Annotated in this window: 14 protein-coding genes; 5 read left to right on the top strand and 9 right to left on the bottom strand. The window is 44.0% G+C overall.

Annotation, left to right across the window (positions count from 1 at the left end):
• The first annotated feature begins 193 nt into the window (after positions 1-193).
• Positions 194-1,129: a serine O-acetyltransferase gene (cysE, locus tag ACTXGJ_RS05090; protein ID WP_439243222.1), complete on the top strand. Its 936-nt coding sequence runs from the start codon at positions 194-196 to the stop codon at positions 1,127-1,129.
• 85 nt (positions 1,130-1,214) lie between these two features.
• Here cysE and ACTXGJ_RS05085 read toward each other — a convergent pair whose 3' ends face one another.
• Together ACTXGJ_RS05085 and ACTXGJ_RS05080 are read right to left on the bottom strand one after the other, a co-directional pair.
• The gene (locus ACTXGJ_RS05085; RefSeq protein WP_439243224.1) at positions 1,215-1,583 is read right to left on the bottom strand and encodes a DUF488 domain-containing protein; all 369 of its coding nucleotides are present in this window, start codon (positions 1,581-1,583) and stop codon (positions 1,215-1,217) included.
• A gap of 42 nt (positions 1,584-1,625) precedes the next feature.
• On the bottom strand, positions 1,626-2,183 hold the full coding sequence (locus ACTXGJ_RS05080) for a DUF924 family protein (protein WP_439243226.1): 558 nt from the start codon (positions 2,181-2,183) through the stop codon (positions 1,626-1,628).
• Positions 2,184-2,389: 206 nt separating this feature from the next.
• Between ACTXGJ_RS05080 and ACTXGJ_RS05075 the strand changes: the two genes are divergently transcribed.
• Positions 2,390-3,124 carry a glucose 1-dehydrogenase gene (locus ACTXGJ_RS05075; protein ID WP_439243228.1) on the top strand — a complete coding sequence of 245 codons (735 nt, stop codon included), beginning with the start codon at positions 2,390-2,392 and terminating at the stop codon, positions 3,122-3,124.
• 39 nt (positions 3,125-3,163) lie between these two features.
• Here ACTXGJ_RS05075 and ACTXGJ_RS05070 read toward each other — a convergent pair whose 3' ends face one another.
• From ACTXGJ_RS05070 to pheA, 6 genes are all read right to left on the bottom strand, one after another.
• On the bottom strand, positions 3,164-3,697 hold the full coding sequence (locus ACTXGJ_RS05070) for a 2-amino-4-hydroxy-6-hydroxymethyldihydropteridine diphosphokinase (RefSeq protein ID WP_439243230.1): 534 nt from the start codon (positions 3,695-3,697) through the stop codon (positions 3,164-3,166).
• Positions 3,687-4,094 (bottom strand): dihydroneopterin aldolase, encoded by a 408-nt coding sequence (folB, locus tag ACTXGJ_RS05065; protein ID WP_439243232.1) that lies wholly within the window; start codon positions 4,092-4,094, stop codon positions 3,687-3,689. The genes ACTXGJ_RS05070 and folB overlap by 11 nt, the downstream gene beginning before the upstream one ends.
• Before the next feature lie 195 nt (positions 4,095-4,289).
• Positions 4,290-5,237 (bottom strand): EamA family transporter RarD, encoded by a 948-nt coding sequence (rarD, locus tag ACTXGJ_RS05060; protein WP_439243234.1) that lies wholly within the window; start codon positions 5,235-5,237, stop codon positions 4,290-4,292.
• Between the two features lie 259 nt (positions 5,238-5,496).
• Positions 5,497-7,854, bottom strand: a complete 2,358-nt coding sequence (locus ACTXGJ_RS05055; protein WP_439243236.1) for a bifunctional prephenate dehydrogenase/3-phosphoshikimate 1-carboxyvinyltransferase — start codon at positions 7,852-7,854, stop codon at positions 5,497-5,499.
• A gap of 250 nt (positions 7,855-8,104) precedes the next feature.
• A complete protein-coding gene (gene hisC / locus ACTXGJ_RS05050) occupies positions 8,105-9,232 on the bottom strand; it encodes a histidinol-phosphate transaminase (protein ID WP_439243238.1) in 1,128 nt (375 codons plus the stop codon).
• Positions 9,233-9,374: 142 nt separating this feature from the next.
• Positions 9,375-10,550, bottom strand: coding sequence for a prephenate dehydratase (gene pheA / locus ACTXGJ_RS05045; protein WP_439243239.1), 1,176 nt, complete (start codon positions 10,548-10,550; stop codon positions 9,375-9,377).
• A gap of 401 nt (positions 10,551-10,951) precedes the next feature.
• On the opposite strand from pheA, the gene ACTXGJ_RS05040 reads away from it, so the two are divergent.
• Positions 10,952-11,890 (top strand): transaldolase, encoded by a 939-nt coding sequence (locus tag ACTXGJ_RS05040; RefSeq protein ID WP_439243241.1) that lies wholly within the window; start codon positions 10,952-10,954, stop codon positions 11,888-11,890.
• Between the two features lie 116 nt (positions 11,891-12,006).
• Here ACTXGJ_RS05040 and ACTXGJ_RS05035 read toward each other — a convergent pair whose 3' ends face one another.
• Entirely contained in the window at positions 12,007-12,576 is a 570-nt protein-coding gene (locus ACTXGJ_RS05035) for an adenine phosphoribosyltransferase (protein ID WP_439243243.1), read from the bottom strand.
• A gap of 274 nt (positions 12,577-12,850) precedes the next feature.
• Here ACTXGJ_RS05035 and ACTXGJ_RS05030 point away from each other — a divergent pair, with 274 nt between their 5' ends.
• Positions 12,851-13,015, top strand: a complete 165-nt coding sequence (locus ACTXGJ_RS05030; protein WP_439243245.1) for a rubredoxin — start codon at positions 12,851-12,853, stop codon at positions 13,013-13,015.
• 261 nt (positions 13,016-13,276) lie between these two features.
• Complete coding sequence (locus ACTXGJ_RS05025) at positions 13,277-14,167, top strand: alpha/beta fold hydrolase (RefSeq protein ID WP_439243453.1); 891 nt, start codon at positions 13,277-13,279, stop codon at positions 14,165-14,167.
• The last annotated feature ends 79 nt before the right edge of the window (positions 14,168-14,246 follow it).

Raw genomic sequence — 14,246 nt, 5'->3', positions numbered from 1 at the left:
AGTCGTCATTAAAAGTAAGACACTAAGCAGAATTCATATAATTCTGCTTTTAGTTAATAAACCTACATTATTTGCTAATCTGTTGTTATTTATGGCTTAGAGCTATATTTTGTAAGGCAAAGCTGCTATAACTAAAAACTATAAGCAAGCAGTTTAATTCAGTATGTAATCAAAGAATATGATAGGACGCGTTATGCCATCGCCATCTACCCTACTTAAATCGCTCAAGACGGCCAAAAAAGACCTCAAAGAAGACATCGAAGCTGTCTTTAAGCGTGACCCTGCCGCTCGCAATAGCTTAGAAGTTATTCTAACTTATCCTGGTATTCATGCTTTGATACTACACCGCGGCGCCCATTACTTATGGAATCATGAGCAAAAACTCGCCGCGCGCGTGATATCCTACGGCTCACGTATCGTGACTGGTATTGAGATTCATCCTGCCGCTAGAATTGGTAAACGCTTTTTTATCGATCATGGTGTGGGCGTAGTGATTGGCGAGACTGCTGAGATTGGCAATGACGTCACTTTATACCACGGGGTGACTCTGGGCGGGGTCTCACAAAATAACGGTAAACGTCATCCTACTTTGGAAGACGGCGTCACCGTTGGCGCTGGCGCAAAAGTATTAGGGCCATTCGCAGTCGGCAAGAACGCTAAGATTGGCTCGAATGCAGTAGTAGTCAAGCCCGTTCCTGCCAACGCAACGATGGTCGGTAGTGCCGCGCGTATGATCTCTGAGTATCATGACGAAAAAGGCAACCCGATCGTTGCAAAAATCAATGACTCTAAACAACAAGAAAAAGCAGCGAAAGGCATTATCACTGATAATCAGCAAGCAAAAGCACCACAAAAGGACCTTAGTCCCGACAAGGCTACAAGCTCGGCTCGTGATACCGCGTTTCAAGCTTATGGTATCGATCCCTCATCACAAGATCCTGTTGCTGAAGCTTTTGCCAAAATGCTTGAGCACATTCAGCAGTCTGAAACCCGCTTAGACCAATTACAGAAGGCCATGTGCAAAATAGATCCTGACTTTTGTCAAAAAGAGTACGATAAGCTGTGTTTAGAAGATATCGATGTCATCGATCAAGGTGATATGGATCAAGCGGCTACGCCTGAGAAATAGTCATAGGTTTGATCAGCTAAGTGAAGAGTGAGCTATAACTCACTCCTCACTTTTTATTAAATATTGATAAGTAGACATCAATACTTTACTTTTTTAATTCATTATCAAGCCACTCTTTTAGTACCACTGCTTGATTATGCTCTTCGTCCTTTGCGCCATAGACTAAAGTGACATTGTGTTTTTTCAGCTGTGTTTTTACTTTATCCATTAGCTCATTTTTAAGCTCATTCTCTGCCAATTCTTTTTTATAAGCTTTTTTGAAATCGTTAAACTTATTCGCATCATGATCGAACCACTCTCGCAAATCTTCAGATGGGGCTAGCTCCTTTGGCCACCAACTAAAGCTTAACTCTTCTTTTTTGATACCCCTAGGCCATAAACGATCGACTAGTATACGATAGCCGTCGTCCCTACCTTTTTCGCTATAAGCTCTTCGTATTTTTATATCATACATAAGGGATCACTCCTTTTTAGAATACTACCTCTATTTGAACCTTTAAAATGATGAATTCGGTTGCGTTAAAAACTCTATTTCTTCAGCGCTAGACGTTCGCTCTAAAATGTCATTACGGTGTGGATAGCGACCAAAACGATCTATAATCACTTTATGTTTGATTTCAGCGTGTACTGTCTCTGAATTCGTATACTTTTCAAATAACGGTATCGCTTGTTCATGGATAACCTTAGACTCGCTATGCATATAAGGCATCAATAAGAATTTACGCTCCTCTACCGTTTGTAGATGCTGCAAATCATTAGCCGCTACCGCCTCTTGCGCTAACACTAATGCCATGCCATCTTGCGCAAAAGCTGCTGCTGTATCGCGGTAGATATTTCGTGAAAACTGGTCTAATACGATAATCTCGGCTAAACGGCCATTTGGACTGCTGCGCCAATTATGAAATTCAGCTACCGAGGCTTGCGCAAGTATGCCGCCAAAGCGCTTCTGTAGCAATTTATCGAAACTTAAATCTTTTTCAAAAAACTGTTGACTGCCTACCTCATCAAAACAAAACTCTAGTATTTCATGGTATGTATGATAAGCGTTGTTCACAGAGTCCCTCTTCAAAAACTTAATAAACTCGCATAATATTAGCTTATCAGTACGGGCAATGCATAGTTTTGTACTCCTAAACTACAAGTCTTTAAGCTTCATTACTGAAAGCTAGCCCATAATAGCCTATAGTAGTTGGTCAATCACAAGCTTTACTCTTTTACTGAAAACAATATTAATTATAACTATAACGATTAGGAGGCATTATGGCACGCTTACAAGATAAAGTGATCATCATCACTGGAGCAGCTCAAGGCATGGGTGAGACGCATGCCAGGCTTTGTATTAATGAGGGCGCGAAGGTGGTTTTGACTGATATCAGTAGTGAAAAAGGCGAAGCTTTGGCAAAAGAGCTTGGCGATAACGCTTTATTCGTCAAACAGGATGTCACAAAAGAAGAAGACTGGGCACACCTTGTTCAACAAACTAAAGATAAGTTTGGGCAAATTGATGTTTTAGTTAACAACGCTGGTATCACCACCCACAAGTCAATTCTGGACACTTCAATAGAGGACTACCGCAAGATACTTGAAATCAATCAAGTGTCAGTATTTTTAGGGATGAAAGCGGTTATTCCTACTATGACAGCAGCCAAGCAAGGTTCGATTATCAATATCTCATCGATTAACGGCTTAGTGGGCGGCGCTATTGGCTATACCGACTCTAAGTTTGCGGTACGCGGTATGACCAAAGCCGCGGCTCTCGAATGTGCGCCGCATGGTATTCGTGTCAATTCCATCCATCCTGGCGTTATTGCCACCCCTATGATTACCCAAGGCGACACTAAAGATGCAGTAGAGGCTTTTGCCAAAACGATTCCGATGAAACGGGTGGCAGAGGCTGAAGAAGTCAGCGGTATGGTACTGTTTTTGGCCTCAGATGACTCAAGCTACTCTACCGGTTCTGAGTTTGTTGTTGATGGCGGCTTGACCGCGCAGTAGTTCATTAAAATTTTTTTTGAAAAGAGCTAGATTATTACTCTAGCTCTTTTTTTGTAGCTCATTTATAGTAGTCATCTCATGGTCTGCAAAAGGAAAGCGCTCTGCTATAACAATCCATTTATTTTCATTTATGCTTAGGCTATTTTGTTTATAATCTGTCTTTACTAATAAAATATCGATATCCATACTCACCTTGGTAACCGCTCCTTGATTACCTGAGATTATTGACTTCTGCGCACGCTCTCTGCCACATTCGTCCTCTAAATTTTTACAAAACGTCTGTAGCTGATCTAATGTCATACTTTGTGTCAAATCTAAATAGACACTTTGATTGACATAATCAGCTTTCGGCTGCTGTAAAGTCGCGGTAATATCAGGATTTTTAACGGCGTTAGATAACTCAATCTCACCAAGCTCAGCTAGACTTTTTTGGACATGCGATAAGTAATAGTCCGCCTGATAGTTACTACCCAACGCCAATAACGCTGCACTCACTGACAGCGATTGCAGCTCAGTAAAACTAAGCCTTAACAAGCTTCCTAGCTGCAAATCCGCCAAATCTTTATTGCTCATTAGTCAGATTGTCTGTGTGTTTAGCTTCAGTTTTTGCCAAGCGCGTAATTTGTACCCCAACCGCGTTTGCTTCTTTAATAGCTGTCGGCTTAGCTACGCTTAAAGTTACTTTTTGGCAGTAATACTTCGCTAATAGCTTCTCGGCAATTTGCGCGGCTAGATGCTCAAGCAGTTTTGCTTTAATTTCCTTGCACCAAATGCTGACATCATCACAGACTTCTTTGTAGCTTAAGGCATCTTTAACATCATCTGATAGAGCTGCTTTGCTGATATCCGTTTCTAAGGTGATATCGATTAAAATAGGCTGAGTGATTGCGCGCTCCCAGTCAAAGACGCCAATAACCGCCTCAACGGTTAAGCCTTTGACAAATACGACATCTGCTTCGCTATTGAGCATACTGTTATCCTTAATTACGATTTCTTATATACCTCAAACTTAACTATATTTAAAAAGTGCTGTTTAAGATTTAATATGACAAATTTACATAGGGATTTGCCGGGCTGAAGTCACAGCCTCCATGATACTAAGCATATTTTCCCTAATTTAACATAGACTGATATTTGATAGACTGCTGCTTAGCAAAAAATTTCATCAAGCGGTCTCATTTGTCACTGCCATTTTTAGCATTTTACTCGGGCGATGTCGCCACAAATCGATACTGAATAATAATAGGCCTAACCATATCAAGCCAAACACTGCTAAGCGATGCAGATCAAAAGGCTCTTTATAGTAAAACACCGCTAAGAAGAAGATAAAGGTCGGTGTTAAGTAATTCATAAAGCTTAGAATACTATAGGCGACTAGCTTAGTGGATTTATTAAACAATAAAAGCGGTATCAAGGTTATTGGTCCTGCCAACATCAATAGCCAAATATTTGAGGTAAACCAAAAGCTAATCTGACTACTGACGACATCTGCCTGCCAAAACCACCATACGCATATCGGTACGAGCATCGCAGTCTCGACAAACATTGCATCGACAGCCGTTAGCGGTGTTTGCCGCTGAATAGTGCCATAAGTACTAAAGCTAAAGGCCAATATTAACGATATCCAAGGAAGACTGCCAAGCATCACCACTTGTATTACCACCGACAGTAGCGCAAAACCAATCGCTACCCATTGCAGCGGCCGCATGCGCTCTTTAAAGAGAATCATCGATAGCGCCACACCGACTAGCGGCCCGATAAAGTAACCTAAACTGGCTTCTAGTATCTGATCGTGATTCACCGCCCAAACGTACGTCAGCCAATTAGTCGCGATAATCAAACCGGATAAAAAGGTTAGTGCCACCCATCTGGGGTTTTGTTTAAGTGTATTAATCCATTGCCAACGCTTAGTAGCGACTAAAACTACTAATAAGCATAAAAACGTCCAGATAATACGATGCCCGATGATTTCGGTCGCATTGTATTCGCTTAATTGCTTAAAATATAAGGGGAAAGCGCCCCAGATCGAGAAGGCGACCAGCGCTGTGATAATACCACGTCTTGTGGTTTGCACAGCAGCGACTGGTTTTTTTAGCACATTTTGGGTAGTCATAACACAAGACAACTTATTTGAGCAAAGCGCATCCTTATCATCTTATATATCTCCTGCTACTACTAACTAACAGGGAAATAAAAGGGAGGAATATGCGCTTTGTGAGATACAGAGTTTTAGTACTTAGGTTTTATCATTTAAATAGAAAAGCAATGCGTCAATGCCATAAGGGCATCAACCCATTGCTGCTTATTAATCGCTAATGATTTATAAATTAAGCTTTTTTAATTCGTTTTTAACTTATCCGCTATAAAAAGGCTTAGTCGCTACTGGTATCAGTATCTACGCCTTTATCCACCTCAATAGACATACCAATTTGATTGGCAAGCTCTGCAAAGCCTGGGAAGCTCGTATTGACCGTTTCCACGCCTTCGATAATGATCTGCTTGGAGGCACGCAGGCTAGCAACGGCAAAGCTCATCGCGATACGATGATCGTGATGTGAGGTAATATGACCGCCACCAAAGACCGCTTGGCTATTATCGACCTCATCGTCTTGACCTTGTGTGCCCCTGCCTTCAATAATTAGTCCATCTTCGGTTACCCTGCAGTCAATCCCTAAGGTTTGCAAGCCATCGGCCATGACCGCAATACGATCAGATTCTTTCACTCTTAACTCTTTGGCTCCTGTCAACACCGTACGACCTTGCGCGCAACTGGCAGCGACGAATAACACTGGGAATTCATCAATCGCCAATGGCACTAAGTACTCAGGTATCTCAATGCCTTGTAGGTTTGAGCTACGAATGGTAATATCAGCGACAGGCTCACCGCCAACATGAGTCTCATTGCTTAGACTAATATCTGCATTCATCAGCTTGAGGATATCGATAATACCGGTACGCGTTGGGTTGATACCCACTTGACTCAAAGTCAGCTCGCTACCTTGACTGATAGCCGCCGCGACCATAAAAAAAGCCGCTGAGGAGATATCAGCTGGTACCGCTATATCGCCAGCGATTAATTTACCGCCGCCTTCTACGCTGATACGATTGCCATCGACGCTCACGTCATAACCAAAAGCCGATAACATCCGCTCAGTATGATCGCGGCTGACTTCCGGCTGCGTCACCGTCGTGGTACCCTCGCTCCACAGACCGGCTAATAGCAAGCAAGACTTAATTTGCGCAGAAGCCACTGGCATCTGATAGTCAATACCTTGTAGTGGCTTACCAGCTTTCTCGCGGCCAGTAATACTCAGCGGCGAAGTACCACTAGTGCCTGTGCTTTGGATGACCGCACCCATCTGTCGCAGTGGCGCGGCAATACGCTCCATCGGGCGTTTATTGAGGCTAGTATCACCAGTCAGCACGCTATCGAAATCTTGCGCCGCTAAGATGCCAGCTAGCAGGCGCATACTGGTGCCGGAGTTGCCCATATAGATAGGCGTTTTGCTAGGTTTTAAACCTTGCATACCGACACCATGAATGGTCAGCTCGCCGTTATCCGGCCCTTCGATGGTCACACCCATATCTCTGAATGCTTGTAGCGTCGCTAACGCATCTTCTCCTTCCAAAAACCCAGTCACGCGCGTAACGCCCTCGGCGATACTACCGAACATGATACTGCGGTGCGATATCGACTTGTCACCTGGAATGGTGATCGTACCATTGACGGCATTACTGGTATTGGGAGAAATAATATATGAAGCTGACATAGCAGAGGTATCCGTATAAGGGGTGCTGGTTAGCATATGACCAAAATGTCGCCGTGCGGCTTGCGCTCGGCCCAAAAGGCCCATCAGGGCGGTTGAATCTTTATCAATAATAAGCTGACGTATGTTCTTTAAATAATCGCTGTATTCATCGAGCGCATCGATTATCGCATCTTGATTGGCAAAGAAGATATCATGCCACATCTTAGGGTCGCTCGCCGCGATACGAGTAAAGTCTCGAAAGCCGCCAGCAGCATAGCGAAACATATTTAAATTATCATCATGACTGGCCAGCTGATCGACTAAATTGTAGGCTAATAAATGCGGTAAATGACTGGTATGCGCCAGTACCGAATCATGATGCTGAGCCTCCATCGACATCACACTCGCCCCTACCGACTCCCATAACTGGCGCAGCTTGATAATAGCTACCTCATCAGTGCTCGCTAGTGGACAAATAATCACGCTATGGTTAATAAATAAATCGCTGCGACGCGCATGGTAGCCTGAATCTTCAGCACCGGCAATCGGATGCGCGGGCACCAGTCCAGTAGGCAAACCCTCTAGCGAAGTATCAAATACATCTTTAGCGGCGGCGATGATATTGGCTTTGGTGCTACAGACATCGCTGATCACGCAGTCATGGGCAAGTATACCACTCTGCATTGCAGCCTTAATTTCAGTGAATGCCGCTGATACCGCTTGCACGGGGATGGCGATAACGATCAAATCAGAGCCACTCACGACTTGGGCTAGCGAGTTACCGCCAGCATCTAGCAGACCCTGCTCAAGAGCAGCGCTGATGCTTGGCTGATGCTTATCGACAGCGACTAGACGTTTGCTTAGGCTATTATCTTTGATAGCTTGCGCAAGACTGGCCCCGATTAGCCCTAGACCTATGATGCAGACTTGCTCAAATAATGGTTCTGCGCTTAGATGATTTGTGGATTTTAGATAGCTCATGGATGTCTTATTATAGGTATATTACAAATTGATCTGGTATCTTGTTGATCTGGTATCTTGGCTAGGGCGCATTGAGCATTCATCACAGCCCAGATAAAGTTCTAATCAGTTGAGAATAAAACTGTCATAAATTCGAATGCGCTACTGGTATAAATTTTCCTAGCGTGCTGCATCCTTAGAGGCTGCACAAAACCCATTCCAGTAGCGCTATAACACTTTTAAATTTAGTCTACTATACTATTAAAAGGCTTCAATCTTCATTTAAGATAGATTTTAAAGTATCAATCAAGCGCGTATTGTCTTCTGCTAAGCCTACCGTGATTCGTAACCAGTCCTCTAAGCCATAGCCCTTTAAGGGACGTACAATCACCCCTTGCTCTAATAACGCTTGGTTAATGTCAGCCGCCTCTTCTATTTTCACCATAATAAAATTAGCATGTGATTTGATAAACTCAAGCCCTAGCGCATCGAATTGCTTTTCTAACCAGCGCATTTGTCCGGCGTTGGTTTTGCGCACTTCGCTGATAAAGCTTTGATCCGCCAGTGCCGCTGCTGCTGCTGCTAGGGCGATACGGCTAACATTAAAAGGTTGGCGAATACGATTAAGCAGGTCAGCCACTAGTGGCGAGCTTAGTGCATAGCCTACACGTAATCCAGCTAAGCCATAAGCTTTGGAGAAAGTGCGCACTATCACTACATTATTAAACTCGTCTAACAGTGTCCTATTATTGCTCTCAGGACTGTATTCAATATAAGCTTCGTCCAATACCACTAATACCGAGGCTGGCATACTTGCGACAAACTCGCGTAGCTCATCGCTATCTAATAAAGTACCCGTTGGATTATTGGGATTAGCAATAAACACCATCTTGGTATTGGCATTATCTATGACCGCTTGGCGCATGGCTTTTAGATCATGACCAAAACGCTGTGCTGGCACCTCAATTCCGGTCGCGCCTTGCATCTTCGCAAGCATCGAATACACCACAAACCCGTATTGGCTATAGACAATAGCATCATCCTGACCGACGAAGCTCCGAGCTAAGATATCGAGCAAATCATTAGAGCCATTACCCAAAGTAATGCTATCGATGCTCATATTGGTGAAGTCAGATAGCGCCTGTTTGAGATAATAACCATTACCATCAGGATAGCGCGCCAATTGGCCTAACTGCTGCGTTATGGCCAAAGTGACTTGCGGCGAGCAGCCTTTAGGGTTCTCATTACTTGCCAGCTTGACTACATCTGAGACGCCATATTCACGCGTCAGCTCTTCAACTGGCTTGCCCGTTTGATAGGGTGCAAGATCCATTATACTATCGTAGGCTGGCATTAGTGGATGCAGAGTTTTAGCTTGCAAGGTATCGGATGATGGCATGGTTTTGTCCTTTTTTAATGGCTTGACTACTGCTTAGCTGTTTCGTCAAACTTTTAGTCGTTTCGTCAAAAGTACTGGGCTAAAGCTGCCGCCTACGCCGACTCAAGCAAATATTTCAATAATAACTACCACACTCTATATCTTAGAGCACCGCTTTGGGATAAGAGCCTAAAATGCGCACATCTTTGACCAATGGACGTATATCAGCGATAGCGGCGCTGACATTCGGACTATCAATATGGCCTTCCATATCGATAAAGAATACGTAAGCCCACTTGTTCGGGCGCTCAGGACGAGTCTCAATGCTGGTCATAGAGACGCCATGATAGGACATCGGCTTCAAAATTTCGATCAAAGCACCGGCTTTGTCGTGGGCCGAGACGACAATAGAGGTTTTGTCTTGACCGGATGGCGCGATAGCTTCGTGACCGATGACTAAGAAGCGAGTAGTGTTGCTTGGATTGTCTTCGATGTTTGAATACAGCTTATGCAGATCATATTCAGCAACGGCCACATCGCCTGCGATAGCGGCTGAATGCCATTCGTTCTTGAGCCTACGCGCGGCTTCACCATTACTTGAGACCGCCACACGCTCGACGTTAGGATAATTGACATCGAGCCAATGACGGCACTGTGCGAGCGACTGCTGATGTGAATAGATTCGGCTTATACCATCGATCTTGGTATGTTCAGCGACTAAGAAGTTTTGATGAATAGGCAGCTCAACCTCGCCAATAATCTTAAGCGATGAGGATAAAAAACCATCCAAAGTATGGTTCACGACACCTTCAGAAGAGTTTTCAACAGGCACCACGCCATACATCGCCGTGCCCGCTTCGACTTCGCGAAAAACATCCGTAATCGTGGTAAGGGGTACAGTATCAGCGGCTTTGCCAAAGTGCTTTAGCGCAGCAGCATGAGTGAAAGTACCAAGCGGCCCCAAAAATGCAATACGCTGCGGCGCTTCTAAATCTAAGCAAACCGACATAATTTCGCGGAATAGGCGTGCCATTTTTTCATCAGAGATCGGCCCTTCATTACGCGCCATCACCGCTTTTAGCACTTGCGCTTCGCGCTCAGGACGATAAAAGATAGGATTGCTATCGGACTTTTGCGCCGCTAGGTGCTCTTTTTTTACTACCGCCACTTTTTGGGCTAAGTTTGCCCGACTATTGATCAGCATATGAATCTCATTATCGACTGCATCTATGTCCTGACGCAGCTGATTCAAAAGCTGTTGATCGGTTGAAGCGTTGCTGACATCAGTATTTGCTAGCGTCGAATGATCTGTTTTTTGTTCTGCCGGCTGCTTACTCATATCCTTTATCCTTTTTGAAACGGTTAACGTTTGCTATATTGAAGAAGACTAGTATCTAAATCTAGTCATTTACTTTTTATTATTGGCGGCTTGCTATTATTGATGCCTGCCAGCTCTATTTATTCTCTTTACCCATAAAAGAGTCAGTAAATAAGGTAGGCAAACAACGGACCGTCCCTACTATAGCAAAAACTGCTTACAGTGCCCATGCATAAATGGCTGTCAATAGCTGAAATAAAGTAAATGAGGATATATCTTTTAGTGGCATGAGCTTTATTATAAGAAATGCTCAAATCGCTATGACTAGCAGTAACCTGATAAGCAAATCTGTGTTAGAGTCTTAAAGACAGCTTACAAATAAATCAAAGGTTTCACCCTTATTAAAATGACAAGGATATTTAATGAGCGCATTACAACAGCTTCGCACTATGACTACTATTGTCGCTGATACTGGCGATTTAGCCGCTATTGAACGCCTCAAGCCTATCGATGCGACGACCAACCCAAGCTTGATTACCAAAGCGCTGATTCATCCTGACAATCAATCGATGTTAGCAGAAACGATGAACCGTCAGCAAGGTGATGTCGATGCCGTTATCGATGCCTTAACGATCCAAATTGGCTGTAGTATTTTAGAGCTCATTGAAGGCCGGGTATCGACTGAGGTGGATGCGCGCTTATCTTACGATACTCAGGCCACTATCGATAAGGCTTTGGAATATATAGAAGCCTATAAAAAGGCTGGAGTTGACTCAGACCGAGTGCTGATCAAAATGGCAGCGACTTGGCAAGGGATTGAAGCGGCTCGCTACCTTGAGACTCAAAATATTCACTGCAATCTCACCTTGCTATTTGGGCAGCATCAAGCGATTGCTTGTGCCGATGCTGGCGTCACGCTGATATCGCCATTCGTTGGTCGTATCTTAGACTGGCAAAAGCGCCAACAAAATCGCCAAAACGTACCCGCCGCCGATGATATGGGCGTGCAATCGGTCAAGCTTATTTACCAGTATTATAAGCAGCACGGTTATCAAACGCAGGTTATGGGTGCAAGTTTCCGCTCAACAGAGCAAATATTAGCTCTAGCAGGCTGTGATTTATTAACTATTGCGCCAAACTTAATTGATGAGCTTGCCAATATGAATGTCGAGGTCACCCGCCAACTCTCCCCTACTATGTCGATGGATCAGGACGCTATGAGTAAAGTCAGTTTAACCCATGAGGAGTTCAGCGCCGCTTATCAGAACGATAAAGTGACGCAAGATCTATTACCAAAAGGCATTGATGGGTTTATTAGCGCCCGTGAGGAACTGGCGCAAGCACTGGCAGCTATGCGTTAATCAAAATACTTATGCTACTAACGCCGTATTACCTTAATAACGGTTAAAGCAGATAACCCAAAAAGCGCTCAAAGTAGAGCGCTTTTTTTGTTTAAACCCCTGCTTTGAAAGTCGACTTAAGCTTTTAAAACCGTATAAACCGGCACTGGAAACTCGCCATGCAAGTCGACTAAGTCCAATAACACTAAAGCCCCTACTACATTATGATCAGCGGATTTGCACAGCTCATAGGCCGTGCGTAAAGTACCACCAGTGGCCAAGATATCATCAACCAATAGTAAGCGCTCAGGGGGCAGGTTGCTTTGCATCTCAAGCGTATCTTTGCCGTACTCTAGCGCATAAGCTTTATTAGCGACCGGTGGTGGCAGTTTACCCGGTTTACGAAGTAATATCATGCCCTTGCCCAATCTACCTGCTAGTAAACTTGCAAAGACAAAACCGCGCGCCTCAACTGCTCCTAAACAGTCCACCTCGTCCATTAGACCCTCCGGCAGCGCCGCTAACAATGCATCAATCACTTCATTAATATGACTGCGCAGTAAAGGGGTAATATCATAAAAATCTATGCCAGGCTTAGGAAAGTCCGGTACAGTACGAATAATTTGCCAAAGCGGGTGCTCAGTATTGACAAGATTAGAGTCATCAGAAGCAGTCTTAGCGGATGATGTCGCTTTTGTGGCGCTCATAAAAGTCCTTAACAGGTAAAAATATAGCGATTACAACCAAAAGGTAAAGGTTATAATAATCGGTCGTTATAGTAGCATAGTTGTCGTTCTGACAGTGATGAAAGCTAAAAATGACGACTGCTTCACTATTGAATATAGCGATAAGGCTTTAATAAAGGCATACTTGTCTCAATATACAAGTGTAAACTTAAAAGAGCTAAGTGGCGATATATGCTACACTACGTGCGCTTTAATAGTCTTAAACCCTAATGAGCAATGATAGATAGGATTATGTATGAAACGTTATGAATGTATCGTCTGTGGCTGGATCTATGATGAAGAGCTTGGCTGTCCTGAAGAAGGTATCGCTCCTGGTACACGCTGGGAAGACGTCCCTGATGACTGGACTTGTCCTGAGTGCGGTGTGGGCAAGCTTGATTTTGAGATGGCAGAGTTTTAGAGCTAGCACCTTGATAACTAGGTAACTAGGACCCTCTAAATAGGATACTTTATGACGAACTCAAACTCTCCTGGTACTGATAGCAGCGTTAATAGTAGCATTAACGAAAATAATGCTAACGCTATTCACGACCCTGTGAACACTGCTGCGGCTAATAATGTTGCGACTAAAAAACAAGCGCAATACCCTACTCCAGACTGGCAAAAATTCGGTGAGCATCACTGGGTACCTTCAGATCTGAGTAAAGACCTTTATCAAGCGATGATCGATATCGGTGATGGTATCGAGCTTTGCGTCGAAGCAGGTGGCAATCCTGATAACCCGCCGCTGCTAATGATAATGGGTTTAGGCTCACAAATGATCTTTTGGCCCAATAGCTTTATAAAAAGACTCATTGAAGCAGGTTTTTTTGTGATTCGTTTTGACAATCGGGATATTGGGCTGTCCTCTAAGGTGCAGATTGAAGGGTTACCACGCGTTAATCAGCTGAAGATGATGTTTCGTTTGCAAACCGGTCTGTCTAATAAAAGCGAGCAAGTCGCTTATAAGCTTACCGATATGGCCGAGGATACCGTGCGCTTGATTAAGGTGTTACATCTTGGTCGCACTCATCTGATTGGCGCTTCGATGGGCGGTATGATCGCCCAAATTGTCGCCGCGCGTTATCCAAGCTTAGTCAACCGTATGGCCTTGATGTTTACCACTAATAATCGCGCCTTTTTGCGACCACCGAAACCTAGACAGTTATATACCTTAATCAATCGTCCTGAGAGTCATTCTGAGCGCGATATTGTGCGTCATAGTGTTTGGTTTATTAAGACGGTTGGTACGCCTGGGCATATTGATATTCGCGCGGTACGAGAAGTTGCAGAGTTGCGCTATCAGCGTAGCTTTCATCCGCTAGGTACGCTACAGCAACTCAATGCTATTTTGGCTTCCGGCTCCATCGCGCGCTTTAGTAAAAAGGTGAAAGCACCAACTATCGTTATGCACGGTAGCGCCGATGGGCTATTGCCAGCATCGCAAGGCAAGGTAGTGGCCAAGACTATTCCTAATGCCAAGTTTTATCTAATCGATGGTATGGGTCACGATATTCCGGCTTATTATCAGCCCTATATGGTCGATCTGATCCGTAATCATCTTTTAGGGTAAAGGGATCTTGCTAATTGCTAGATTTTTAAATAAATAAAGCGGCGCATAATGAGATTATGCGCCGCTTTATTTGTTTAAT

It is taken from the genome of Psychrobacter sp. 1Y11 (assembly GCF_052259045.1).
Taxonomy (GTDB): domain Bacteria; phylum Pseudomonadota; class Gammaproteobacteria; order Pseudomonadales; family Moraxellaceae; genus Psychrobacter.
Note: the sequence above shows the minus strand (reverse complement) of the source record. Positions and strands in the feature narration are given on the sequence as shown.